The 22,122-nt window shown below is 38.9% G+C and carries 25 protein-coding genes; 20 read left to right on the top strand and 5 right to left on the bottom strand.

The features are described 5' to 3' along the window. Positions 1-58: 58 nt before the first annotated feature. Together PQ460_RS18385 and PQ460_RS18380 are read right to left on the bottom strand one after the other, a co-directional pair. Positions 59-736: an AIM24 family protein gene (locus PQ460_RS18385; protein WP_274172965.1), complete on the bottom strand. Its 678-nt coding sequence runs from the start codon at positions 734-736 to the stop codon at positions 59-61. A gap of 93 nt (positions 737-829) precedes the next feature. Next, positions 830-1,243 (bottom strand): hypothetical protein, encoded by a 414-nt coding sequence (locus PQ460_RS18380; RefSeq protein WP_273615228.1) that lies wholly within the window; start codon positions 1,241-1,243, stop codon positions 830-832. Between the two features lie 246 nt (positions 1,244-1,489). Here PQ460_RS18380 and PQ460_RS18375 point away from each other — a divergent pair, with 246 nt between their 5' ends. Beyond that, positions 1,490-1,657 (top strand): hypothetical protein, encoded by a 168-nt coding sequence (locus tag PQ460_RS18375; protein WP_273615229.1) that lies wholly within the window; start codon positions 1,490-1,492, stop codon positions 1,655-1,657. A 253-nt stretch (positions 1,658-1,910) separates the two neighbouring features. Then, positions 1,911-2,759 carry an EcsC family protein gene (locus tag PQ460_RS18370; RefSeq protein WP_274170689.1) on the top strand — a complete coding sequence of 283 codons (849 nt, stop codon included), beginning with the start codon at positions 1,911-1,913 and terminating at the stop codon, positions 2,757-2,759. Positions 2,760-2,894: 135 nt separating this feature from the next. On the opposite strand, the gene PQ460_RS18365 is transcribed toward PQ460_RS18370, so the two are convergent. Continuing rightward, positions 2,895-3,827, bottom strand: coding sequence for a M23 family metallopeptidase (locus tag PQ460_RS18365; protein ID WP_274170688.1), 933 nt, complete (start codon positions 3,825-3,827; stop codon positions 2,895-2,897). A gap of 337 nt (positions 3,828-4,164) precedes the next feature. Between PQ460_RS18365 and PQ460_RS18360 the strand changes: the two genes are divergently transcribed. Together PQ460_RS18360 and PQ460_RS18355 are read left to right on the top strand one after the other, a co-directional pair. Next, complete coding sequence (locus tag PQ460_RS18360; RefSeq protein ID WP_204825288.1) at positions 4,165-4,878, top strand: metal-dependent hydrolase; 714 nt, start codon at positions 4,165-4,167, stop codon at positions 4,876-4,878. Between the two features lie 113 nt (positions 4,879-4,991). Continuing rightward, positions 4,992-6,419: an alpha-L-fucosidase gene (locus PQ460_RS18355; RefSeq protein WP_274170687.1), complete on the top strand. Its 1,428-nt coding sequence runs from the start codon at positions 4,992-4,994 to the stop codon at positions 6,417-6,419. Positions 6,420-6,521: 102 nt separating this feature from the next. Here PQ460_RS18355 and PQ460_RS18350 read toward each other — a convergent pair whose 3' ends face one another. Further along, complete coding sequence (locus PQ460_RS18350; RefSeq protein WP_204825286.1) at positions 6,522-6,935, bottom strand: ImmA/IrrE family metallo-endopeptidase; 414 nt, start codon at positions 6,933-6,935, stop codon at positions 6,522-6,524. Positions 6,936-7,101: 166 nt separating this feature from the next. Further along, the gene (locus PQ460_RS18345; protein ID WP_204825285.1) at positions 7,102-7,539 is read right to left on the bottom strand and encodes a helix-turn-helix domain-containing protein; all 438 of its coding nucleotides are present in this window, start codon (positions 7,537-7,539) and stop codon (positions 7,102-7,104) included. A 418-nt stretch (positions 7,540-7,957) separates the two neighbouring features. On the opposite strand from PQ460_RS18345, the gene PQ460_RS18340 reads away from it, so the two are divergent. From PQ460_RS18340 to PQ460_RS18265, 16 genes are all read left to right on the top strand, one after another. Further along, the gene (locus tag PQ460_RS18340; protein ID WP_273615234.1) at positions 7,958-8,464 is read left to right on the top strand and encodes an ArpU family phage packaging/lysis transcriptional regulator; all 507 of its coding nucleotides are present in this window, start codon (positions 7,958-7,960) and stop codon (positions 8,462-8,464) included. 128 nt (positions 8,465-8,592) lie between these two features. Next, complete coding sequence (locus PQ460_RS18335) at positions 8,593-8,745, top strand: hypothetical protein (protein ID WP_274170686.1); 153 nt, start codon at positions 8,593-8,595, stop codon at positions 8,743-8,745. A gap of 520 nt (positions 8,746-9,265) precedes the next feature. Continuing rightward, positions 9,266-10,174: a hypothetical protein gene (locus tag PQ460_RS18330; protein ID WP_274170685.1), complete on the top strand. Its 909-nt coding sequence runs from the start codon at positions 9,266-9,268 to the stop codon at positions 10,172-10,174. 69 nt (positions 10,175-10,243) lie between these two features. After that, entirely contained in the window at positions 10,244-10,498 is a 255-nt protein-coding gene (locus tag PQ460_RS18325) for a YqzN/YkzM domain-containing protein (RefSeq protein WP_274170684.1), read from the top strand. A 1-nt stretch (position 10,499) separates the two neighbouring features. Continuing rightward, positions 10,500-11,978, top strand: a complete 1,479-nt coding sequence (locus tag PQ460_RS18320) for a phage tail sheath family protein (protein WP_273615238.1) — start codon at positions 10,500-10,502, stop codon at positions 11,976-11,978. A 94-nt stretch (positions 11,979-12,072) separates the two neighbouring features. Further along, the gene (locus PQ460_RS18315; RefSeq protein WP_273615239.1) at positions 12,073-12,480 is read left to right on the top strand and encodes a phage tail tube protein; all 408 of its coding nucleotides are present in this window, start codon (positions 12,073-12,075) and stop codon (positions 12,478-12,480) included. 266 nt (positions 12,481-12,746) lie between these two features. Beyond that, on the top strand, positions 12,747-13,181 hold the full coding sequence (locus tag PQ460_RS18310) for a phage tail assembly chaperone (protein ID WP_273615240.1): 435 nt from the start codon (positions 12,747-12,749) through the stop codon (positions 13,179-13,181). A gap of 35 nt (positions 13,182-13,216) precedes the next feature. Then, positions 13,217-13,339 carry a hypothetical protein gene (locus tag PQ460_RS18305; RefSeq protein ID WP_274173006.1) on the top strand — a complete coding sequence of 41 codons (123 nt, stop codon included), beginning with the start codon at positions 13,217-13,219 and terminating at the stop codon, positions 13,337-13,339. A gap of 46 nt (positions 13,340-13,385) precedes the next feature. Next, on the top strand, positions 13,386-15,314 hold the full coding sequence (locus tag PQ460_RS18300) for a tape measure protein (protein WP_274170683.1): 1,929 nt from the start codon (positions 13,386-13,388) through the stop codon (positions 15,312-15,314). Positions 15,315-15,352: 38 nt separating this feature from the next. Continuing rightward, positions 15,353-15,997: a LysM peptidoglycan-binding domain-containing protein gene (locus tag PQ460_RS18295; RefSeq protein ID WP_273615242.1), complete on the top strand. Its 645-nt coding sequence runs from the start codon at positions 15,353-15,355 to the stop codon at positions 15,995-15,997. Further along, complete coding sequence (locus PQ460_RS18290) at positions 15,994-16,977, top strand: XkdQ/YqbQ family protein (protein WP_274170682.1); 984 nt, start codon at positions 15,994-15,996, stop codon at positions 16,975-16,977. The genes PQ460_RS18295 and PQ460_RS18290 overlap by 4 nt, the downstream gene beginning before the upstream one ends. Positions 16,978-17,008: 31 nt before the next feature. Continuing rightward, positions 17,009-17,380, top strand: coding sequence for a hypothetical protein (locus PQ460_RS18285; RefSeq protein ID WP_274172964.1), 372 nt, complete (start codon positions 17,009-17,011; stop codon positions 17,378-17,380). After that, positions 17,373-17,831, top strand: a complete 459-nt coding sequence (locus PQ460_RS18280; protein ID WP_274170681.1) for a DUF2634 domain-containing protein — start codon at positions 17,373-17,375, stop codon at positions 17,829-17,831. The genes PQ460_RS18285 and PQ460_RS18280 overlap by 8 nt, the downstream gene beginning before the upstream one ends. Before the next feature lies 1 nt (position 17,832). Beyond that, entirely contained in the window at positions 17,833-18,972 is a 1,140-nt protein-coding gene (locus PQ460_RS18275) for a baseplate J/gp47 family protein (protein ID WP_274170680.1), read from the top strand. After that, a complete protein-coding gene (locus PQ460_RS18270) occupies positions 18,965-19,561 on the top strand; it encodes a YmfQ family protein (protein WP_274170679.1) in 597 nt (198 codons plus the stop codon). The genes PQ460_RS18275 and PQ460_RS18270 overlap by 8 nt, the downstream gene beginning before the upstream one ends. Further along, positions 19,551-22,121, top strand: coding sequence for a hypothetical protein (locus PQ460_RS18265; protein ID WP_274170678.1), 2,571 nt, complete (start codon positions 19,551-19,553; stop codon positions 22,119-22,121). The genes PQ460_RS18270 and PQ460_RS18265 overlap by 11 nt, the downstream gene beginning before the upstream one ends. The last annotated feature ends 1 nt before the right edge of the window (position 22,122 follow it).

Here is a 22,122-nt window from a genome sequence, read left to right as displayed (position 1 = left end):
CGAATAGCTACCTGAGATAACAAGGTGTGCTAATCGATCCATTTTTGGATTCAACTTATTATTTAATAAATATGCCACCAAAAGGAATCACTTCACGTAGCACTCGCTTGAACAATCCATCGCCTTGCAAATGCTTTTCCAGTTCGCCACTATCATGCCCACTTTGAATCAGTACCGAGCCATTACCTGTCATTTGCCATTGATAATGCATATGCTGGCTAGCCAGATGATTACCATAGACACTTAACTTCAATTGAGCATTCTCAGGATAAGCAAGTAGACTACGAGCATCTACATATAAAGGTTCGGTAGGATGAAGTTTCATTTCAACAACAGCACCTTTGGTCAAAATGCCGATTTCACCTTCACCGCTAAATTTTACTTTGATCGCATCACGAGTAATTAGCATATTTTTGAACTGTAAGAGTCGGGTTTGCATTTTGATACCATCTGTATAATAAAAAAGGTGTCGAAAATCATAAAGAAGATCACTACCACCACTAATAGGAATAGGCATCAAATTAAAACCGGGGGGAAGAGAAGCGATAAATCGACATGAACCTGTAAAGTCAGCTCGAATCAGATTACGTTTGCGGTACATTCCTTTGACATCCATAAAGCGATCACTGCGTCCTCCAGAAGGGCCGGTATATGCTATCACTTGACCGGGATGGAGCATATGCAATTTTTCCGCTTCATTTAGTACAATCGTTACCGCTTGTCCGGACGAAGGCATTTTGGTTGATTGTTGCCATTCCAAGTGCAAAAGGGTTCCTCCTGAAATTTATAATTAACATAGTCACTGTTTTCTTTTCGATCAATCGTATCATTAACGGCGACGTAAGCCAAAACGGATCAGACGGGTAGATATAAAGAAAAGTACAACTATCCCTATAGCAGTAAAGACCAATCCTTTCCAAAAACGAGCGCTTTGTGCACGATCAGCTTCCGATTGTTTGAGTTGTTCTACCGTTTGTGCGAGTAAAGCATTTTGTTCAGCCAGACGTGCATTTTCTGTGCGATAAGCTTCTATATTCGATTGAGCTTGATCAAGTTTATTTAATGCTTGATCGTACCCTTGTTTGAGTTCATTCACTTCCTGGGGCAAATTCGTAAAAGTCTCAATCCCATTTTTGTAGTCTTCCCACCAACCTGCATGTGCCATCGTCTGGCTTGTAAATAGCCCTGATAATACGATGAAGCCGACCAAAAATATTCGTAACGGTTGAGTCCTTTTTGGCATTGTGATCCCCCTTTCTTTTCAATAGATTCAGTGTAAAGATGTATCATAATACATATACCCTAATATTACATGGTTTACAGGAAAAAATACATTTTGTTCTATATGAGTCAGATACATTTCCGGCAAAAACATATGAAAGATGTTTAACTTCTTCTAAATACGGGTAATACTAAGACAGGCCAAGAAAAATTTCCAGTTCCACCACATACAAATACGAAGATTAACTATACTAGGAGTGAAAGAAAAATGTACAATTCTAACTTTGATCATAATTATAGAAAGATTCAAATTACAGTAAATGGCGAGCCAGTAGGCGACGGTTTGGTATTAGATCGTGTCACTTATGCACCTTTACGTGAAGAAGACAATCAAGCAGATAAAGCGAATCAACATCAAGCCATATCTTCTATCTAAATAAACATTAATATAATGAGTATCACCGATAGACGCGGAGATCCACGACCCGCGGCTTTTTTATATCTAAAATTATGTGTACGGAGCATCTACAAAGACAATAAGCCGTATAATTATTTTTTCTGTAGATAGAGAAAATGGTTATAGGGCTTTTTTTGATAAATAAATAGGTAACATAGGTGTAGTAACTGCTTAATATCTATTATAATAAATAAAATAGAGCATTAATTATGGATTGAAGGAGCCCAATACGATGAACACTATGGAGAGTCAGGCTGAACTTGAACAAGCATTACAACAGATTAAAAAGTGGGAAAAAAATCAAGGTGGTCTTATGTTTTGGGACAGATTGGGACGTATTCCTTTTATGATCCTCGATAAAATGACACCTAAAATGATCCGTAACAAATTAGGAGTAGTCTTAAATGAGTTAGGACGTTTTATTCAAAGTGGAGGAACATATCTAATTTCATCCAAAGCAGTCCTGCAACGTCTAGCTAAAGAACAAGGTCAAGCTGAGCAAGAGCTAACGATATCACAAGCATCTCAATTGCCTTTGCAAGTGATGAACAAAACAGCAGACTCTTTATCCAAAAATCGTTCCAACTGGGCAGCGCTTCAAGGAGCAACAACAGGCATAGGCGGTATTTTCACTATTTCGGCAGATATTCCAGCAATGATTGGGATGTCGCTCAAAATACTACAAGAGATTGCATTATGTTACGGTTATGATCCAAAAGATCCGAAAGAGCGTTTGTTTATTATGAAATGTCTGCAATTCGCTTCTTCTGATGTAGTAGGCAAAAAATCAATTTTAGCAGAATTATCAGATTTTGATCATGCAGATACATCCAAAGAAGTATTTTCGCAAATGAAAGGGTGGCATGAAGTCATCACCACCTATCGTGATAATTTTGGGATCAAAAAATTATTTCAATTGATCCCTGTTGCCGGGATTGCTTTTGGCGCATTTACGAACCATACCGCACTTGAAAGTGTCGCAGAAGCAGGTAAAATGTTGTATCGCAAACGTCGTATTCAAGAACGTCTACAAGAGTTACAACAAGCTGAAACAAGTTCTCCTTCATTAGAAAAAATGTAATAGAATAGATCTGATTGAGCAGGTTCTATGCTAAACATATGAATAGCTAATTATTGTAAACAAAGACAAGCGTTCTCCATCTCGTGCTGGAGATAACGCTTGTCTTTCTCTTTTATACAAAAGCGAACATACGTGCTATAATGAGGGATGCATAACCTCGCCTTGAATAGGTGAAATGTTATTGACAAACTGTACAGGTAACGAAGTAGAATCTGCCCAATTGGCTTGATCCATCACTTGAAAATGAATATGAGGTTCACTGGAATTGCCAGAATTACCACATTGTCCGATCACTTGTCCACGTTTCACCGTATCACCGACTTGTACTGTAATCGAATGTTGACGAAAATGAGCAAGCATACTGTATTCACGATCAGCATGTTGAATGATCACGTAATTACCAGCAGGCTGTTGTTCATTTGTTGAACCTACAGGAGTATTATCTGCAATATCGTTCACGACTTTAATGATTTTGCCATCAGCAGGTGCAGTAACCGGTCGGCCAAAAGCAAAGTAACTACTGTTCTTTTTTGCATTACCACGGTAAGAAGATCCATTTTGAGTAACGATAAGATCATAAGCATAACGTTGATTCGGATATTCATAATGGTAATTGATCAATGTATTAGAGCCACCCCAGACCACTTGCCAGTTTTGCTGAACAGGTGGACTGAATATCGTTTGAGTCTGTATATGATCTGTAGCAGGATACTTTTCTAGCTCGTTTACACGTAAGCCTAAAATTGTATGATCTGGATAATCAGGCAGCTGATCAGCGAACACAGCAACGATTCCGCGACGTTGTTGTTCGTCTACCCAGACTTTGCGAATCGTATGGTCTTGTTTGAGTTCAGATATAGCTTGGAACCCTTTGGCATCATCGCCAAACGAAGAAATAACTTTGAGAAACGTATCCCATGATACTTCTTCTTTAAAAGCTTGAGATGTCTGAGAATAAATTTGCTCATAATTTCCTTTAACTAATTCATTTGCCAGATGATCGGGATGAATCGGATATTCTGATGTATCGCTAGGTGTGACACGCACAGATTGCGAAGTTTTATGCATAATTTGTTCTCCTGACTGTATCTTGAATGATTTGCTAGTTACAGATGAAGAAGCTAGATGGTCTGTATTACAACTGGTAAGCATCAGGCTCAATAGTGAACAATATAATGTAATACGGAGCAATTTTGATAATGTTCCCATATGAACGCTCCTTTAAAAGATGGTAGAAAATGTGATCGAATTCTTATGTGATGTCTTTATAGCTATCTTACTATGAATAATCAGGATAAAAAGGTGAATAGTAAAAATTTAACATTCATCTAACAAATCAAACATTTCATTTACAAAACAACATGAATAACTGGATGTGCTTGGCAGAAAGGAAGATTTTTTTATTATGATGGGTAAATCGCATTTTATTATTAGTACCGGCGTCACCGTTTCGTTGATGACACTTGCAGGAATACCGGTGACATCAGCAGCTGTTGTAGCAGCGGCTGTTAGTTCTTTATTACCCGATATCGATGAGCCTAATTCACTGCTTGTCTCCAAAACATTATCTGAACCTCTATTGCGCGTATTACAGACGATTATGCTTGTATCGGTCGTATGGATTTTGTGGAAAGGGCTTTTTGGAATGCCGTGGGATATAGGGATCGCAGTCGCTGTTGTCTTTATAGCTTTTTTGCCTGTTCGTTCTTTGCGCAAATTTGTGATGTTTATGATTGGAGTCGGTATGATTATTTATGGCCGAGATATAGCTCCATGGAATTATATGGCAGGTAGTTTGCTGATTATTTGTACCTTTTTACCTCACCGGGGATTAACTCATACGATCTATGGTACAGCCGCATGGTCAGCGTTATTGTATGGAACGACTGCTCATCTAGGCAAAAGTATCTGGATAGCGGGTGGAGTTTCTTATTTTCTACATTTATTAGCTGATTCTCTAACTAATCGAGGCGTAAAATTATTGCCACCGCTTAAATGGAGATTGCGTTTTAATTTGATGAGCACAGGAACCAAAAAAGGCGATAAATTTGAAAATATATGTATCGTATTAACACTTATTTTGCTAGGGATCGTCTTTTTACCGAAGTTATCAGGGTAGAACGAAAAAAAGTATACACAATCATAAAAGAATCTTGCAGGAAGTTCCCTCTGTATCGCCAATTGATATAGTAAGCATTTCAATCTATAACTAAGCGACAGGGGGAAAAAGCAATGAGTGAGCAACCGATGAATGAACAAGAACGTGAATTGATGGAAAAGCTGATGGAAGTACAGGGTGGGGTACATAATTACAGCAGTGAGGAATCCTGGGTTAAGCCAGAAGATCCGTTCATTTTGGAACGATTAGAATGGTTCAAAGATCAGAAGCTAGGGCTGATGATGCATTGGGGGCCTTATTCACAGCTAGGGGTAGTCGAATCCTGGGCGCTTAGTGATGATGATGGCGATTGGTCAAGAGACGGGATCGATTGGCAACCGGACAAAGAAGAATTGAAAAGAGAGTATTTCGATCTGAACAAAACATTTAATCCGATCCGCTTTCAACCGGAAGTCTGGGCAGAACTTGCGGCAGAAGGTGGATTCAAATATTTAAATTTTACAACCAAGCATCATGATGGATTTTGTATGTGGGATACGCACACAACCGATTATCGTATTACAGGCAAAGACACTCCTTTTCATCAACACAAATACGCCGATATTGTTGGCAATGTGTTCAATGCTTTTCGGGAAAAAGGATTAGCAATCTCTGCTTATTTCTCCAAAGCGGATTGGCATACTCCATATTACTGGGCAGATGGCATGGAACGTGGACAAAATTCATGGCGCGGCCCTTCATACGATCCTGCTCAATATCCATGGTTATGGGAAAAGTTTGTTGAATTTACACATGAGCAGATTTTGGAATTGTTGACGAAGTACGGACGGATTGATGTACTGTGGTTAGATGCAGGATGGGTTAGACCGGGTAAAGGCAATCAAGATATTCGTCTGGGTGAAGTGGTTGAAAAAGCGCGTAAACAGCAACCGTGGTTATTGTCAGCAGATCGTACTGTAGGAGGAGCTTATGAAAATATAGTAACCCCTGAGCAGACAGTTCCAGAACATGCGATGTCGATTCCATGGGAAAGCTGTGTGACGATGGGAACTTCGTTTTCTTTCCGCTATGAAGACAACTACAAGTCAGTGCGTGAATTAGTGCATATGTTAATGGAGATTGTCGCCAAAGGTGGTAATCTAGCGCTGAATGTAGGGCCACAACCGGATGGACGTTTGCCAGAAGGAGCTATCGATCGGATCAAAGGATTGGGCGCTTGGCTCAATGTGTATGGAGAAGCTGTATATGGAACACGCAGTATTGCGCCTGTGTATACACAAGGCTGGGCATTTACAGGTAAAGCAGCTCAGCAGACCGTATATGCGTCGTATTTATATGCGAACGAAGCGATAGTGGTTCCGTCTACGATCAGTATTCCTTATATGGAACAGATCACAAGTATCGATTTATTAGGCGAAGAAGTCATTGAAGGATTAGACTTTGAACAAAATGAAGAAGGTATTGTGGTGAAATTGCCTGCATCTGTAACCGATGTAACAAGTGCGCCAATTGCTCATGTATTTCGTATTCAACAATCTTAAAAGATAATCTAGATCTGTACAGCAAAAAGAGTGGTTATCTTAAACCACTCTTTTTTTGTAGTCAATATAAGCTTAAAAACGTTAAAAAGAACGTATGTTCGATTAATAATCAAAAAAATAATACATCTCTGGTGGGATGCCTGTTCGTTTAGCAAAAGCTTCGGTCGTTTCTCCTATTCGTTGTTCTTGTCCAACTGTTAGTAATGTAATCGCAAAATAGTTGGCTTGTCTTTCTAATTTACCTGGCCAGAAGTAAGAATGTTCTTCTAAAAAAAAGCGATTAATGCCTTTATGCAGTCGGTCATGTCCTAGTTCGTGCGCACATACGAATCGCTGCCATTGATCCGAAAGCCCTTCATTAATAATAATAAAGCGTCGTCTCAATTTTTTGTAATACAATCCCTTGGTTGATTTCCCAAGATCCATATAGCGAATATGTATGCCGAGCGCTTCAGCAATTTCAAAAGGGCAATTGGTTTTATATTTGCGGACCAGATGAGCTGCGTTCTCTTCCATCGTTACAAGCCACCTCCGAGCGCTTAGTCGAATAAGCGCGACTTCTTCTAGTCTGATAAGAAAGTGATTTTTACAAAGCAAAACTTCTTTCGTTCAAGCGCTTGGCAGTAAAAGCGCCTTTCTTCTATAGAATACGTAACTGCTTACTATATATAAGATAAAGTGTTTATTTGGATGTAGAATCGTCAGAAGAAAGAGGTTTTCGTTTGTTCATTTGCTTGGCTTCCCAGAACAAACCGGTTAATACATCTTTGATCCGTTGCTTATCTTCATCATCCAGTGGCACTCCATCAAACATTAATTCACCATCTTCCTCTAACATTTTTTTGAAATCTCTTTTATCACGCGAACTAGCCCACTCGGGAATTTGTTCCGCTTCTTCAGGGCGCAAATATCCTGCTTGATCCATCATTTCGGAATAAGAAATAGCTAGCGCTTTGGCTAGTTTTTCGATCGTTTGTGGCTTAGGCACACCACGTCTACCATTTTCGATCCGCGAAATTTGTGAAGTGCTGATGCCGGCGATCTCTGCCAACTGATTAATACTCCAGTGTTTTTGCTCACGTATTTGCTTCAAATATAGACCAAATGAAAGATTATCCACCGACAATACACCCTTTCTATAGGTACACTTGCGAAATATTCAATGAAAGTAAGAACACTTATAATATACCCTAGTATTGCCATTAGGTAAACACACTCTTTTATTTCTTTGCCAAAAGGTATGGGTTTGTGAGTAAAAGCGAGATAATATATGTTTTTTGTGCGAAAATCGCTTTATTTCCGATTTTACCAATATTCTCCGGTATGATATTGTAAAAACATAAAATACGAACAAGATACGAACAAGATCAATAAATTGGAATTTTTGATCAGTTTATAGAATGAGAGAAAGTCATTATTGTTTAAAATATTGCCAAAAGGTAATGGATGAAATAGCAAGAATATTGCCAGTTGGTTGTATTTTGTTAGCTCCGTTCTACTTTATAACTATACTAACCCTACTAAAGGAGTGTTGTCTCATGAATTTATTAACTGCTCTACCTGAATTAGATCGCCGCCAAACTCGTACTGCTGTCGAAGCGGTATTTGAAAAATATCGGATTTACAAAACAATCACATTTGAAATGCGTGAAACGTCGATGACTGCTTCTTATCAAGAACGGATGCATGGCCCTACAAATGTAACTAGCGATTCTACAGCAAATGCTGCGATCTATAATGTAGATACACCAGCCGCACGTCGTGCTTATTGTGAACGAGTAGAAGCGATTGTAGAGCGTTTGGGAGAACGCGAGCAATTGTTGCTTAAAGAGCGTTATCTCAAACACGATGATGTATTCGATTATAAAGTGTACAGTTATTTGTTCGATCCGCCGATCAGCAAAGATACGTATGTTAAAGTCAGAACCAAAGCTTTTTACAAAATGGCGTTAGCACTTGCTGATACAGGAATGATCAAATTAGATGAATTGATGCCGAAAAAAAACCGGACCCGTCGCAGTACAGAAGTTCCTTATAGTTCATAATGATTATATGATAAAGCACAGATTCATATAATCATTATAAGGAAGATAGAGAGTCCAACGGTAAAGTGGAATAGAACTCATAGATTGTGTTACCTTTAGACAGATCTCAATAGAAATGAGGAAGAATCATGAGCCTAAAAGTAAAACCTGCATGGTGGATCAAAGTTGCTACAGCATCTGTGCTAGTATGTGCAGTCGATATTGTACTTTCTCGCAAAGTAGCCAGTCAATCGTATCCCAACGCTGTAGATACATCGGCAGGCAATCATCCAGTGAAATAAGTAATATTCAATCATATATAAGTCGTCCTAAACGTTTGCTTACAAGCAGACGTTTTTTTGTTTTTATTATGTACGCTTTTCATAATAGATTTCAGTATTATATTCGAAATGGAGCGGAATAATGAGAATAACACAACGAATATGATTTGATTCACTAATAGGGCTAAATTGTTTTAACCTTCATTTATATAGAAGAAAAGAATTCAATCAGGCAGAAAAAGCGCTATAAAGCCTGTTATATCAACGAAAATAAAGCTTATCAAGAGGGTTTCCAATACCTCTTCTTTTTACCACCGTAAGTCATCTATTAACCGTCCTTTTTTCGTCCGATACACCGTCTCCATTAGGAGAAAAACGAGGTAAGATTGTATTATCGGAAATGAAGCAAAAGGAACACAATCAACCGAAAGCACATACGCTAATGTACAGACTGATCCTAGAGATTCAGTCTTTTTTTCATGCGGTGAGATGATTCCTTTGCTTATATTTCTGGATAAAGGAGGTGAACAATATTCCTAAGATGCGAGCTACGATCAAGTCCAAGCTGGCAGAGATTATTCCAGAATGGAAAGGTCAGGTTTACGACCTTCCGCCACTTGATTTGATTTTGCCAGGTTCTTGTGCAGTCGTTACTTTTGCAGAAGAAGTACAGAAGTCATCTTGGGCAGGTTATCGCCGGATTGTTAAAGTCTGGCCCTACGCCCGGGTGAGTAATGGCGGCTTTGAACAAGTAGAAGCTTGGACACAACAATTGATTGAAGCATTACATGATGTGCGTTTGGAAGATAAAGAAGGGCATGCATTTACATGTATCTATCTTGGTGCTTCGGACAGTGACCGAATCGATACACTCAGTGGATTAGCTACACGAGCGATACGATTTGGTATCTATGTTCCTGAACCATTAGATACATCCACTAGCAATAATGCGCTTCTGACTTCCAGCGTTGCTGATGCCAATCCGTCTGCAACACTTGAATCTGGACAACCTGATTCATGGCTCACCGCCTTACACGATTGGACACAAGAACAACTAGGCAATGAGTGGACAATCTATAAGGAAGCGTGGCCTGCTGGTTATGTTGCTCCTGCTGTGCTCTGGCGATTGACTGCAAGTAACTTTGCGGCGGCAGGAACTTCTGCTTTTGATGTGCGCAAGCAATGGATAGGGCATGTCTATGGGCGAAATGCACAAGAAACACAGCGAATAGCGACCGGGTTGGTAGAACGTCTGAGTTCACAGACACGAATCCCACTCGATCTGGCTGATCGACGTTATTTAACGGTAAGTGAAGCATCTGTAGATTTACAAGCAGATGCTTTTTTGAATGGACAGATTCGTTTAACGTTGTTGCGTCGTGTCCAGCGAGAATTACCTAATGCACCGTTAATTCGCGAAGTGACCAACAAACCTGTTTTAGATTACTAAATGTATGCTGAAGCGAATAAGTGCAAGCTTACTCATTTCATAGTCATGCTAAGAAAATGAGGTGTTCTGATGGCAAATGTCAGCAAAAAGAGTGTAACTGCTAAAACAAGCAGCACTCCAGTACATGAAGATACGGAGCAGTCCTCTTCCCAAGCAAGTCAGCCTCAATATACGCTGACTGAACTTCTGCAACATGCAGATGAGCTTTTTGGAGTAAAGGCTGAAGTATTGCATGGTGTGTTTTACGATGATTCCGAAACATTATTTTCAGTAGAAGAAGCTACACAAAAAATCCAACAATTTATGAAAGAGAAGGTGAAGTAAAATGGCAAGTGGCACATGGGAAAGCACGAACAAACCGGTACTTCCGGGTTTATATATGAATTTTGAGGCAGCAGCTGCTTCAGCAATTCAAGCAGGTAATCGTGGTACAGTGGTTGTTTTGGTCAAAGGAAACTGGGGACCTGTAGGAGAGTTTGTGGAAATTGGTAGTGAAACAGCGATCTCACAACATTTTTCTGGAGACAGCGAAAATGGAGCAACAGCTTACAATTCACTCTATTTGGCATTGCTAGGTGGCCCTAAAAAATTATTAGCTTACCGTTTGGCAGATGATACAGCTAAATCTTCTAGTCTAGTATTGAAAGCGGCAGGTGCTACAGAAGGCACAGCAGGCGCTAACGTGCTTCAATTGGATACAAAATATACCGGTACACGTGGTAATGGCTTTACTGTAACAGTTCAGCCGAACTTAACAGACAGTACTCAACAAGAAATTCGTCTATATGAAGGAACCAAATTGGTACGCACATTTGTAGCCAAAGATGGAAAAGCATCTTCTTTTGCCAAAGCGATCAACGAAGATACAGATAATCTATGGATTACAGCAAAAGCTTTAGTAGATGGTGGTATTCCAGCTAACGTAGCGAACGCTGCATTTGCAGGGGGCGCAAGTGGTAACGCAGGTCTAGCTAATGCTGACTATATTGAAGCACAAGCAGCACTTGAAAGTGAAGAATTCGATGTGTTGGCATTAGACTTTGCTGCTGATCCTGCTTTACTGAAAAGCTTTGCCGCTTGGATCAAACGTGTACGTAGTGAGGGTAAACATACGGTTGCAGTAGTCGGTGGTACAGCAGCAGATGATCTATCTTCCAAAGCAGCTACGATTGCAGCAACACGTTCTCTTTCATTGAACTACGAAGGTATTATCAATGTAGGTACGGGTGTGCGCATTGGTACAACAGATTATACTTCTGCACAAACAAGTGCGTATGTAGCAGGTCTCATTGCAGGTCAACGTTTAAACGAATCGACAACGTACCATATTACGCCTTTCGATGATGTGACTCGTCGTTGGACACGTTCTGAGCAAGAACAAGCTGTAAAAAATGGTGTGTTTATTTTCTTCCATGATGGTCGTCAAGTGAAAGCTCTTCGTGGGGTGAATAGTCTTGTGATTCCGGCTGCTGGACAAAATAATGCTTGGAAAAAAATCCGTTCGATTCGTGTTATGGATGCGATCAATGGTGACTTGCAACGCGCGGCAGAAGATTCTTATATCGGTAAAGTGAATAACACTGAAGAAGGTCGCCTTGCTCTTATTGGTGCAATGAAAGAATATCTGAATCTTTTGGCGCAAAGTAGTGTTATTGAAGCATCTGGCTTCGATGTAATCTTAGATCCTGCTTATTATGGCGCAGCTCCAATCTTACGTCCAGAAGCAGACCAAGTATTCTTGCAATGGAATGTGAAATTGACAGATGTCATGGAGCAATTGTTTGGCACATTTTACGTGCAATAAATAGTAGTCGTCAGCGCTATATCTATTCATTTAGGTATAGCTTATTCCCTTTACAAACAAAAATAAGAACCGAAAATCGAAGGAGGAAATATATATGTTAGACGCTTCAAGAGTTATTCTGGGTACACACGGACAATTGCACATCGATGGGGTATGGCAAACGCATATCAACAAACTGGAAGCAAGCGTAGAAATTGAAAAACGTGAGCTGAATTTAGTTGGTAACGAATGGAAAGTACACAAAAATGGTTCCAAAAAAGGTACAGGTACAATGACTGGTTATAAAGTGACTTCCGATATGTTGGTACGTGGTTTCCAAAAATTCGATATTATTTCCAAACTAGACGATCCTGAATCGTATGGTCATGAGCGTGTTCGCTTGATCCGTTGCATGCCAGACAAAATTCAATTGGCGAACTGGACAGCTGGTGAAGAAGTTCCAGAAGAAACAGCGTTTACGTTTGAAGGATATGAGTTGCTAGATCCGATTGTAGCGAACTAATTCAACTATTTATAAACTACTCAATAACTTTACAGTGTATGAGTAAATTAGTATGCGAATAGGTAAGGCTAAAAAGGCTACTTTTTACTATTACTGTTTTGGATATTTATAAGCTTTTATATCTTATTCCACTATAGGGTAAGCGGCAAGAGAAGAACTTATTAGCTATTTCTTCTTTTGTCGCTACTTGGCGTGGACTGAATATGAAATCATTTTTCTGTTTGTAGCAAAACACTATTATTGACGATCCTGAGGAGGACATAATCATGAGTTTGAACGAAAATTTATCAGAAGAACAAATCTTGGACAGCCTATTTGAAGCAGCAGACAAATTACCAGAAGAAACAGTAGGTATTCAACGTCTGGACTTGCAAATGACATTGCGTGGACTGACTTCCAGCAAAGTGGATAGTATTCGTGAACGTTGTACGGTTCGCAAAACGACCAAAGGTCGCACAGAAGAAAAAGTAGATAGTGAAACATTTAACGCACTATTGATCTCTGAAGCGACGGTTCAATTGGAAGTCAAAGGTTTGAAATTGAATGGATGGGGCGATCCGCGTATTACCAGTCGCTTGAAATTATCCGGTGGTGAGCAAGCCGTTCGTCGTATGTTGCTAGCAGGTGAACTGGATGCAGTCGGCGATAAAGTCCTTGAACTATCTGGCTTCGGTGTGGAGCTTGATGACCTAAAAAACTAATCCACTCCGGCGGGATCACAACGATGCTGTATCACATGTGGGTACGGCACAACCTCCGTCCCGGAGAGTTTTGGAATTTGTCTCAAGGCGAGCGCTCGCTATTGCTAGCTTTTTCGCAAGAAGAACTACAATCGATCAGTAGCCAAATGGGAAGATAAAAGATATTTACTAGTAATTCCTTTGAGTAAACAGGGAGGTGAATGTATGGCAGAAAGTATAGATAATAGTCAATTGAAAGCAACAGTCAGATACTTTGATCAGATTCAGCGATCATCTGATCGATTGGGACGTGCAAGATATCAGAATATTATCAAAATGAATAACGAATTAAAATCTACTACTCGTTACTTTGATAATATTTCTCGCGCAGCTTCAAAATTGGCTAGTACTCGAATTACACTACAGGTAAGTTTGAATGATCAAGCTTCTCCAGCATTAGATCGATTGCTTAAAAAATTAAGTAATGTTAAAAGCCAAATGATTAGCGCGTCAGGTAACTTTACGGTTCAACAACAAATTAATGCTACGATCAAAGGTCTTAAATTACCGAATTCAAAAGTAGCCCCTGCTACAGTTAATATGAGTCCTAGTTTAATTAATGTTTCTAATAATAGTCTGACTAATAAATCGACTAGCTCAGCAGCAAAAGAAGACTCTAAAAATTGGGCTGAGAAAACTATAGATTATATTGATTCAGGTAATAAAGTTTTCGATGGAATTAAAAATATTGTAGGAGAAAGTAGAGTAGATAAAGTAAGAGACAAATTCTTTCAGAAGTTTTTGGGTGAGAAAGCTCCTACAGATACAAATGGTAATTCAAATAGCGATGCTGCTGCCAATGGGAGCAGTGAAAAATGCTGCTGCTGTTGTTCAGACAAAGGTGGATCAGGTGGGGCTTCTAGTCTCATCAATCAACCTAATCCAGCTGCAAATAATCCAAATCGTGATAATGCAGCAAATGGTAAAAAGGTGAGAAGAGGACGATTTGGAAATCAGAGAATTTCTACAGGAGGACCTTCGCCAGCTGCTGATTCACCTAATCCGCCCAATAATGCAAACCCTGCACAACGTAGAATAGTATTAAATGCTAGAACTACAGATGCAATTAGGAATAGAACCCTTCATAGAACCAATCCAAATGATACTGCTACTGATGGTGATAACGATACTGCTACAGGCGGTAGAAGAGGGAAAATCAAAAGTGCTTTATCAGGCTTTTTTAGTATGGATGGTTCAGGTCCAGCCGGATTACCAAATATGGAAGAAGGCATGGGTAAACTTTCGGAACATTTATCTGGAAGTAATAATAAGTTTTTGAAAATGGTCGGTGGCGGACTGGCGGACGGTGGCGGTAAGATCTTGAAACCACTAGGATTTATATCAGACATGGTCAATATCGCTACTTCTTCAGAGGAAAATAGAGGAGAGGCAGTTGGTTCCGCTGTAGGTAGTACCGCAGGAACAGCTCTAGGTGCTGTAATTGGTTCAGCTATCTTACCGGGTATTGGTACTTGGGCAGGTTCTATGGTCGGTGGTTGGGCTGGAGAGAAATTAGGTGGATTGGTTGGTGGTAGTGATCTAGGTAAAGCTGCTGTTAGCGCAGTAGGTGATGGCATTACAGGTGTCAAAGATTATCTTTCAGACAAAGCCAATGGATTGAAAGATGGATTTATGAGTTGGTTTGGTGGTGGAGATAAGGCTAAACAAGAAGCTGCTGCTACTCCAGCAGTAGCTCAAGTAGCTCAACAACCTAACAACCCGATGCTTGCGACTAATGCCAATACAGCTAACCCCGCAATGACAACTCCTGCTGCCCAAATAGTTAAAAATGCAGCAACTAATTCTGATAAACCTGCAAGCAAAGGTCCAGGTGGAGATGCAACGAAAGCCGTTCAAATCAATGAAACACAAATGGGAGCTATTTCAGGCATGCTAAAAGAATTTAAGTCTGAAGTAGTTAATAAAGTATCGATTACTGTCCCAACAGGAGCCGTTCAAGTAACAGTCAAAGAAAACGAATTGGATTATGAAGGATTAGCTTTACAGATTGGTCATCGTATTGCGAATGAGCTTCGTAAATCTATGCAAAATATGAAGCCCAATCCTTCAAAAGCTACCCCATTACCTATGTAGTGTAAACTTTATAATTTTTATAAGAAAGGAGGATTACTGTGGATATTTTTCTGATTGATGGTAAACGTCGTTTTTTTCATTTTCCTGTAAATCCAGAAGAAATAAGTATCTCTCGATCAAAGGGATATGAAACAGTAAATATGTTGCAATATGGAGAGTTTGATTTTGTTCAAGGAGATAAAGTAAAAGAAATTAGTTTTTCTTCTTTTTTTCCAAAAGAATATAATCCTTCATATTGCCAATATAAAAATATTCCTGCACCGAATATAGCAATCAATAAATTAAATGAACTTCTTATTTCAGATCATCCTATGCAATTAATGATCACTACGACAGGAATAAATGTCCCTATTTATCTAATTTCATTTAATAGTTCTTTTAAAGGCGGAGAACCAGGTGATATTTCGTTTGATCTCACTTTCCGCACATGGCGTGATGCTAAAGTAAAACAAAAGAAAACCAGTAAGAATGGTAAAACTACAAACAAATCTGGTTCTCGTGCTGATCTTAAAACTAGCAATAAAGCGTATACTGTCAAATCTGGAGATTCTCTTTCTAAAATTGCTAAGCTTGAACTTGGTGATAGCTCTAAATGGAATGATATTTACAAATTAAATACTAAGTTAATTGGTGCGAATCCTAATCAAATCAAACCTGGACAAAAGTTGGTGATGCCAACATGAGCTATAAAGTTATTATCAAAGACAAGTATGATATCACTTCTTTAGTAGAAACACTGAGTATGAAAGATTCTTTAGATCAAATAGCTTATCAAGCTAGTGTTCGCTTAGCAGTATCTTCTAAATTAGGATTACCTACTATTGCTCCAGGGATGGATATTCGGATTAGCGGTATTCCTTTTAATCAAAAAGCATATCATCCGATACTCGATTTAGGTGTGATTTGGGAAGTCGAAAGTTCCAATAGTGGAACAAAAAGGTTATCTATGACTGTATATGATCGCATGATTTATTTAGAAAAATCGGAAGATGAATACCTTTTACCTAAAGATCAGACAGCTAGTCAACGCTTAAAAAAATATGCAAAAGATTGGCAAATTAGATTAGGTGATATACCAGATACAAAAGTTAAATTGGGAAAAGCAGCTTATCGTGCTCAGACTATATTTTCAATGATTTTTGCAGACCTTAAAGAAACAGCTAAATCTGGAGGTACTATGTATCATCCACGAATGACAAGTAAAGGTTTGAGTTTATTTGAGATTGGAAGTAATAGTGAAGTTGTTGAGCTAGATCGTCTTATCGATTTAACTCAAATGCGTACACTAGAAGGTGCTGTAACTAAAGTGAAAATATTAGCAACTTCAGAATCTAGTGGAGATAAAGAAGTGCCCTCTAAAGTTTTAGCTGTTGAGGAAAAAGGAACTGAAGAATTAGGAACTCTGCAAAAAATGATTAATGATGATCAGATTAAAACAGCAGATGCAGCTAAAAAATCTGCTAAAAATTATTTAACAGGCATTCAACAGACATTTACTATTACTGCACCAGATATCAATACGATTCGTGCTGGAGATGCTGTAACTTTAAGCGGTATGAAACTATTGGTTACATCTGCTAGTCATGATTTAGGCAATCCTGGAACAATGACATTAGAGTTAGGTACAGCAGATTATGTGAGAAGGAGGTTTTATCTTGAGTAAAAAAGATCCTTATGGACATTTCGCAGATCTGATGCGCTCCACCATGTCCAAGCATACCCAGCAAGCGACAAGTGGTCTAGGTGCAGTACTTGGAACAATGACTGGCTCAGGAGTAAAGTTAGATGATTTCAAACATGAAATTCAAGATTATATGATCGCTGAATTGCCAGGGATGTTTGAAATGCCAGAACGTACTGATGTAGGACGTACCTATCCTTTAGGTCAAGGTGGGAACGGTGGGACAGCAACGAAAAGTGATTTTGTGTTCGATAAAGTCGAAGTAGAAGAAACGGTACTTCACTTGAACAAAGGTCTCAAAGCTGGCGACCGAGTACTTGCTCTGCGTGTAAATAGTGGTAATGACGTTGTTATTGTATGCAAGGTGGTGAGTGGCAATGGCTAACCTTTTTCCTGATACGGATGCTTTTATTTGGGGAGATGAAGCAGAGACGACAGTAACAGACAGCACAGAAGTCATATTCGGCAAAAGTTGGCGTTATGACTATGATGCGGGTGATTTTGTGCTTACTCCTAGTGGTAAAGTAGCGATTGCTGATGAGAAAGAAGCATGGGTGCAGTGGTGCCACAAAGCTATTTTGACCCCTCGTTATCGGCATGTAATCTACTCTCGTGATTATGGAAGTGAATTAGAAGAATTAGTAGGTCAAGGATACGGGTATGCAATCATGGAGAGTGAGATTACTCGAATGGTTACCGAAACATTATTGACCGATGAGCGCACAGAAAGTGTAGATCAGTTTACTTTTAAATGGGTAGACGATCAATGTGTATTTACCTGCCGGATTACAAGTGTGCAAGAAGATACACAAATTTTGGAAAGTGAGGTGATCTAACTTGGCAGAACTTCCTCAGTATTTAACGGAGCAAACAGAAGAAAATATTATGCAGCGTATGCTAGAACGAGTACCTTCTGATCTAGACAAGTCGGAAGGTTCTTTTATTTGGGATGCAGAAGCACCGGTTGCTTTTATGTTATCTGAAGCAGCTATTTGGGCACAAGAATTGTTACGACGTGGATTCGCTAGTACGGTAGCCAGTACAGATGAGAATTTTCGTTCCGATGAATTAGATTTACGTGCAGCAGAGCATGGTGTGACTCGTAGAGGAGCAGTAACAGCATCCGGCGCAGTTTTATTTACAGGTGAAGTCGGTAAACCTATCCCTATTGGGACTATAGTTGCTACGCCAGCAGATGAAAATTCAGGCGAAGCGTCATTGGAATATGAGACAACTGTAGCTGGTATTTTGGATAGTACAGGTAAAGCCACCGTGCCTGTTCGTGCAGTCGTTGCAGGCAAAGCAAGCAATGTGCCTACAGGTATTGTTACCATTGTATCTACTTCGCTTAATGGTGTTACGGGTGTGACCAATACCGTAGAGATCAAAGGTGGAGCCGATATCGAATCTGATATGTCTTTGCTAGAACGGTTTTATGCGAAAGTGCGTAATCAAGGAACTAGTGGCAACAAAGCACAATATATGCAGTGGGCTGGTGAAATTGCTGGAGTCGGCGGAGCACGAGTGATTCCTTTATGGAAAGGCCCGGGCACGGTAGGTATTTATGTATTGGATACAGATAAGCGTGCAGCCAATACCGATATTGTAAAAGCAGTACAAAATTATATTGATCCTACACAAGATGGACAAGGAGAAGGAACAGCTCCAGCAGGTCCCATTATTACAGTGATGCCAGCTGAAGAAGTACCGATGAATATTGATGTTACATTAACACTTGCTAGTACTGCTTCAGTCGCCGAAGTTAAGAATTTAATTCAACAAGGAGTAAAAGCTTACCTCAAGCAGTTGGCTTTTACAGATTCGCTTGTGAGGTATACACGCATTGCTGCTATTTTATTGGATATTCCACCGATCATCGATTATGCACAGTTAACAGTGAATGGTACAAGTGACAAAAATATTGAAATGAGCGCTAATCAAGTAGCAGTACTCGGGACGGTGACCGTTCATGAGTAATCTGCCTGGTAGTGCTCCTTTTTCTTTTTCCAGTGTAAAAGGTGCTGAATTGTTTTCTTATTTACCTGCATACTATGAGACTTCACGAGTGATACGTGCAGATATGAATACCAAAGGATATGAAATGGATCATTTCTATCAAGCGCTGGAAGAAACATTCCAGCAATTTTTTGTCCGTACAGCAACCTGGGGATTACCCCGTTGGGAAGCTGAATTAGGTATTGAAACGAACCTCAACAAGCCATTAGAGCAAAGACGCGCAGTGGTTGAATCCAAACTACGTGGTGGCGGTAAATTTTCAGGTAAACTGGTCAAAAATGTAGCTGCTGCTTATGAACGAGGTGCAGTAAATATTTCTTTTGAACCTGCACAATGGGCATTTACGATTACTTTTGTAGATACGATTGGTGTACCACCAAATTTATCAGACTTACAAAATATGATTGAGCAGATCAAGCCAGCTCATTTAGTAGCACGTTATGTATTCCGTTATTTAAGAATAAAAGAAATTCATCAACAAATGAAAATTAAAGAACTAGATGGTAAAAAAATGTCAGATTTCGCAGGAGGTATACACAATGTCGAGTAATACAGATAAATTGAAATTGCTTAAGGTAGATCCAGTTGCCGATGGAGAACAGTATTTTAATATTGATACGATGTTAAATGATAATTGGGACAGAGTCGATACCTATGCTCAAGACATGACTAATAAAGTGGATGGTAATCTTTTACCACGTTTGAATACAGTGAAAACCAAAGATATTACATTACAGCCTGGGCTACAAATTATAAATGCTGAGAAAACTTCACCTTTTCAGTTAACAAATGTAAAAGGTCGTACCTTGTTAAACTTAACTGGATCTGATTGGACACCTACCAAAAATATAACAAGATTTAGCAATTATCAATCTACACTGAGTGTAGATAATAATAAAAGTGTAACAAGTGGCAATGCTCTTAAAATTACAGCAACTGTCGCTAATAGTATTGCGGACGGATTTGGGAAGAATGTTGTCAACTTAGTTTCCGGGAAAAAATATATAGCTTTAGGACACCTTTACAATGAAACCGGGCAAAGCATGAAGTTAGTCATCCAAAACACTGCTATCGAAAGTCCTGTAACTACATCTAAAAATAAATGGGAGTTTGTATACATTCCATTTACTGCTGGAGGAAATGTGAGCAATGCTTATCCTATTGCAAGACTTAATGCGAGTGCAGTTGGAAATGCAGGATATGCAGACGGATTACGTCTATATGAAATTTCAGACGCAGAATATGCCACTCTTGCTACAATGACATCCGAACAAATTGCTGCTGCTTATCCTTATGTGGATAGCATTTCGCCTGTACGAAATCCATATGTGATTGCATACGGTGAAAATTTGTTGCCTGCTTTGCAAGAATGGTCAAATACAGAAGGAACACCAGTTATAAATAATCGGTACAGTGTTGATGTAAGTAGTACTAATAAGATTATTCATAATTCTGTAGCTGTTGTGCCAGGCGCTACGTATACATTGTCTGCTGTTTCGAGTGGTTCGACGGGGCGCATTTTTGTATATAATACAAACGGCTCTGTAGCCTTAGCGGATAGTACAGGTAGTGGAACAATATTTGCTACATTTAAAGTACCGGTTGGAGTAAACGTAGTTGAAGTAAGAGTCTTAGGAACAAGTACAACTGCTGTTAATCTTTCTAATCTAATGCTGAATATTGGAACTACAGCGAACGCATTTGTCCCTCGAGAAGATTCTATGTTAGCACTACAAACAGATCTGTATGCTGATCCAGTCACAGGAGCTAATGCAGATGAAGTATTTGAAAAAGATGGACAATATTTTAAATTATCTAAATGGAAAAAGATAATTTTAGATGGTGATAAAAAATGGGTACTTGGTGACGCACAAGCTACAAATGGAAGTAGACAAGTGAAAATTTCAGGATTGACTACTGGTGCATTAGTAGCAAGTGGTATTTCTATTAAATTTGATGGAAAATTAATACTACAAGGAAGTACAGGAAGTATTCCTGATACAAATGCAATTACAGCAGCAGGAGATCTTTATATATCTATTTCTATAGCAGACAGTGGTTGGAGTGATACTTACACACCAACATCAGATGAGATTAAAGCTTATTTTCTTGGTTGGAAAATGTATGATAGTTCAGATAGTTCAGGTAATACTTCTTATAATCGTACAGATGGAACAAATAAGGCATGGACTCCACTAGCTAGTTATAACAATATTAACTATTCTGGTGCTACTACTACTGTACCTTTAGTTAAGCCAGAGACAAGTGGAATTGTTTATCGGCAATCCAGAGAAGTTAATTCATATCAACTAGTCTATAGATTAAACAAACCTGATCTTGAACCGCTTCTTACAGAAGGTGAACTTCTTTTAAAAGAAAGGAGTAATCAAGTCGAGGTTGGAACAGGTATTATTTTAAGAGAAACTGCTAAACCAAATATGCCAAATGATAATTGGTTTATTAACCAAAATGGCTCATCGCTTTTTTACAAAACGACTCGAATTTTAAAAGTATATAAAAATAATAAGCAAGATAATGCTTGGCTTATTCGTAATCATGGAGAAAGTCTTACAGCGCAAGGTGGTGGAGATGCTTATATTCCTATCAATTCTAACAATTATGATCCCAAAGCAACGTATACAATCACTTATATTACTAATGAAAGATCTCCTTTAACTAACTTTATAGGGTCCTATGCTCTTAACGAAAAAACAATACTAGAAGAACTGATCAAAGATGTACAACAATCTAATACACGTCTTTCTATTGTTGAAAATAAAAAAATAAATCAATATACTTCGACTTGGATTACACCTACAATATTTCTTGGATGGGAAGGTGCATTAGGATTTGGATATCGAATCGAAGGGAATCGGGTTTATTTACAAGGTATTTTACGCGGGGGTACTCCAACACCAACAGGCTTAATTTTTACAATGCCAGAACAATATCGTACAAAAAGAGGTTTTACAGCTACATTTGGCTCATACACAGCATCTACAAGTTCAACAGTAGCTATCGATTTCTTTTCTAATGGTAGAGTCTCTTTTGTTACTAATACTGCTCAACTTTATATTTCATTTGAAGGATTTAGTTATCCTTTAGACTAAA

The sequence above is a fragment of the Paenibacillus sp. KACC 21273 genome, assembly GCF_028736095.1.
Lineage (GTDB): Bacteria > Bacillota > Bacilli > Paenibacillales > Paenibacillaceae > Saccharibacillus > Saccharibacillus kyungheensis.
This window is presented reverse-complemented; position numbering and strand designations above follow the sequence as displayed.

Excerpts from the sequence above, each read along its gene's own strand:
- PQ460_RS18370 (WP_274170689.1), top strand. The coding sequence starts at position 1,911 with ATGAACACTATGGAGAGTCAGGCTGAACTTGAACAAGCATTACAACAG.
- PQ460_RS18305 (WP_274173006.1), top strand. The coding sequence starts at position 13,217 with ATGTGGGTACGGCACAACCTCCGTCCCGGAGAGTTTTGGAATTTGTCT.
- PQ460_RS18385 (WP_274172965.1), bottom strand. The coding sequence starts at position 736 with ATGCCTTCGTCCGGACAAGCGGTAACGATTGTACTAAATGAAGCGGAA.
- PQ460_RS18355 (WP_274170687.1), top strand. The coding sequence starts at position 4,992 with ATGAGTGAGCAACCGATGAATGAACAAGAACGTGAATTGATGGAAAAG.
- PQ460_RS18310 (WP_273615240.1), top strand. The coding sequence starts at position 12,747 with ATGAGTTTGAACGAAAATTTATCAGAAGAACAAATCTTGGACAGCCTA.
- PQ460_RS18300 (WP_274170683.1), top strand. The coding sequence starts at position 13,386 with ATGGCAGAAAGTATAGATAATAGTCAATTGAAAGCAACAGTCAGATAC.
- PQ460_RS18315 (WP_273615239.1), top strand. The coding sequence starts at position 12,073 with ATGTTAGACGCTTCAAGAGTTATTCTGGGTACACACGGACAATTGCAC.
- PQ460_RS18290 (WP_274170682.1), top strand. The coding sequence starts at position 15,994 with ATGAGCTATAAAGTTATTATCAAAGACAAGTATGATATCACTTCTTTA.
- PQ460_RS18320 (WP_273615238.1), top strand. The coding sequence starts at position 10,500 with ATGGCAAGTGGCACATGGGAAAGCACGAACAAACCGGTACTTCCGGGT.
- PQ460_RS18325 (WP_274170684.1), top strand. The coding sequence starts at position 10,244 with ATGGCAAATGTCAGCAAAAAGAGTGTAACTGCTAAAACAAGCAGCACT.
- PQ460_RS18270 (WP_274170679.1), top strand. The coding sequence starts at position 18,965 with ATGAGTAATCTGCCTGGTAGTGCTCCTTTTTCTTTTTCCAGTGTAAAA.
- PQ460_RS18365 (WP_274170688.1), bottom strand. The coding sequence starts at position 3,827 with ATGCATAAAACTTCGCAATCTGTGCGTGTCACACCTAGCGATACATCA.
- PQ460_RS18330 (WP_274170685.1), top strand. The coding sequence starts at position 9,266 with ATGCGAGCTACGATCAAGTCCAAGCTGGCAGAGATTATTCCAGAATGG.
- PQ460_RS18360 (WP_204825288.1), top strand. The coding sequence starts at position 4,165 with ATGATGGGTAAATCGCATTTTATTATTAGTACCGGCGTCACCGTTTCG.
- PQ460_RS18375 (WP_273615229.1), top strand. The coding sequence starts at position 1,490 with ATGTACAATTCTAACTTTGATCATAATTATAGAAAGATTCAAATTACA.
- PQ460_RS18350 (WP_204825286.1), bottom strand. The coding sequence starts at position 6,935 with ATGGAAGAGAACGCAGCTCATCTGGTCCGCAAATATAAAACCAATTGC.
- PQ460_RS18340 (WP_273615234.1), top strand. The coding sequence starts at position 7,958 with ATGAATTTATTAACTGCTCTACCTGAATTAGATCGCCGCCAAACTCGT.
- PQ460_RS18265 (WP_274170678.1), top strand. The coding sequence starts at position 19,551 with ATGTCGAGTAATACAGATAAATTGAAATTGCTTAAGGTAGATCCAGTT.
- PQ460_RS18285 (WP_274172964.1), top strand. The coding sequence starts at position 17,009 with ATGCGCTCCACCATGTCCAAGCATACCCAGCAAGCGACAAGTGGTCTA.
- PQ460_RS18380 (WP_273615228.1), bottom strand. The coding sequence starts at position 1,243 with ATGCCAAAAAGGACTCAACCGTTACGAATATTTTTGGTCGGCTTCATC.
- PQ460_RS18335 (WP_274170686.1), top strand. The coding sequence starts at position 8,593 with ATGAGCCTAAAAGTAAAACCTGCATGGTGGATCAAAGTTGCTACAGCA.
- PQ460_RS18280 (WP_274170681.1), top strand. The coding sequence starts at position 17,373 with ATGGCTAACCTTTTTCCTGATACGGATGCTTTTATTTGGGGAGATGAA.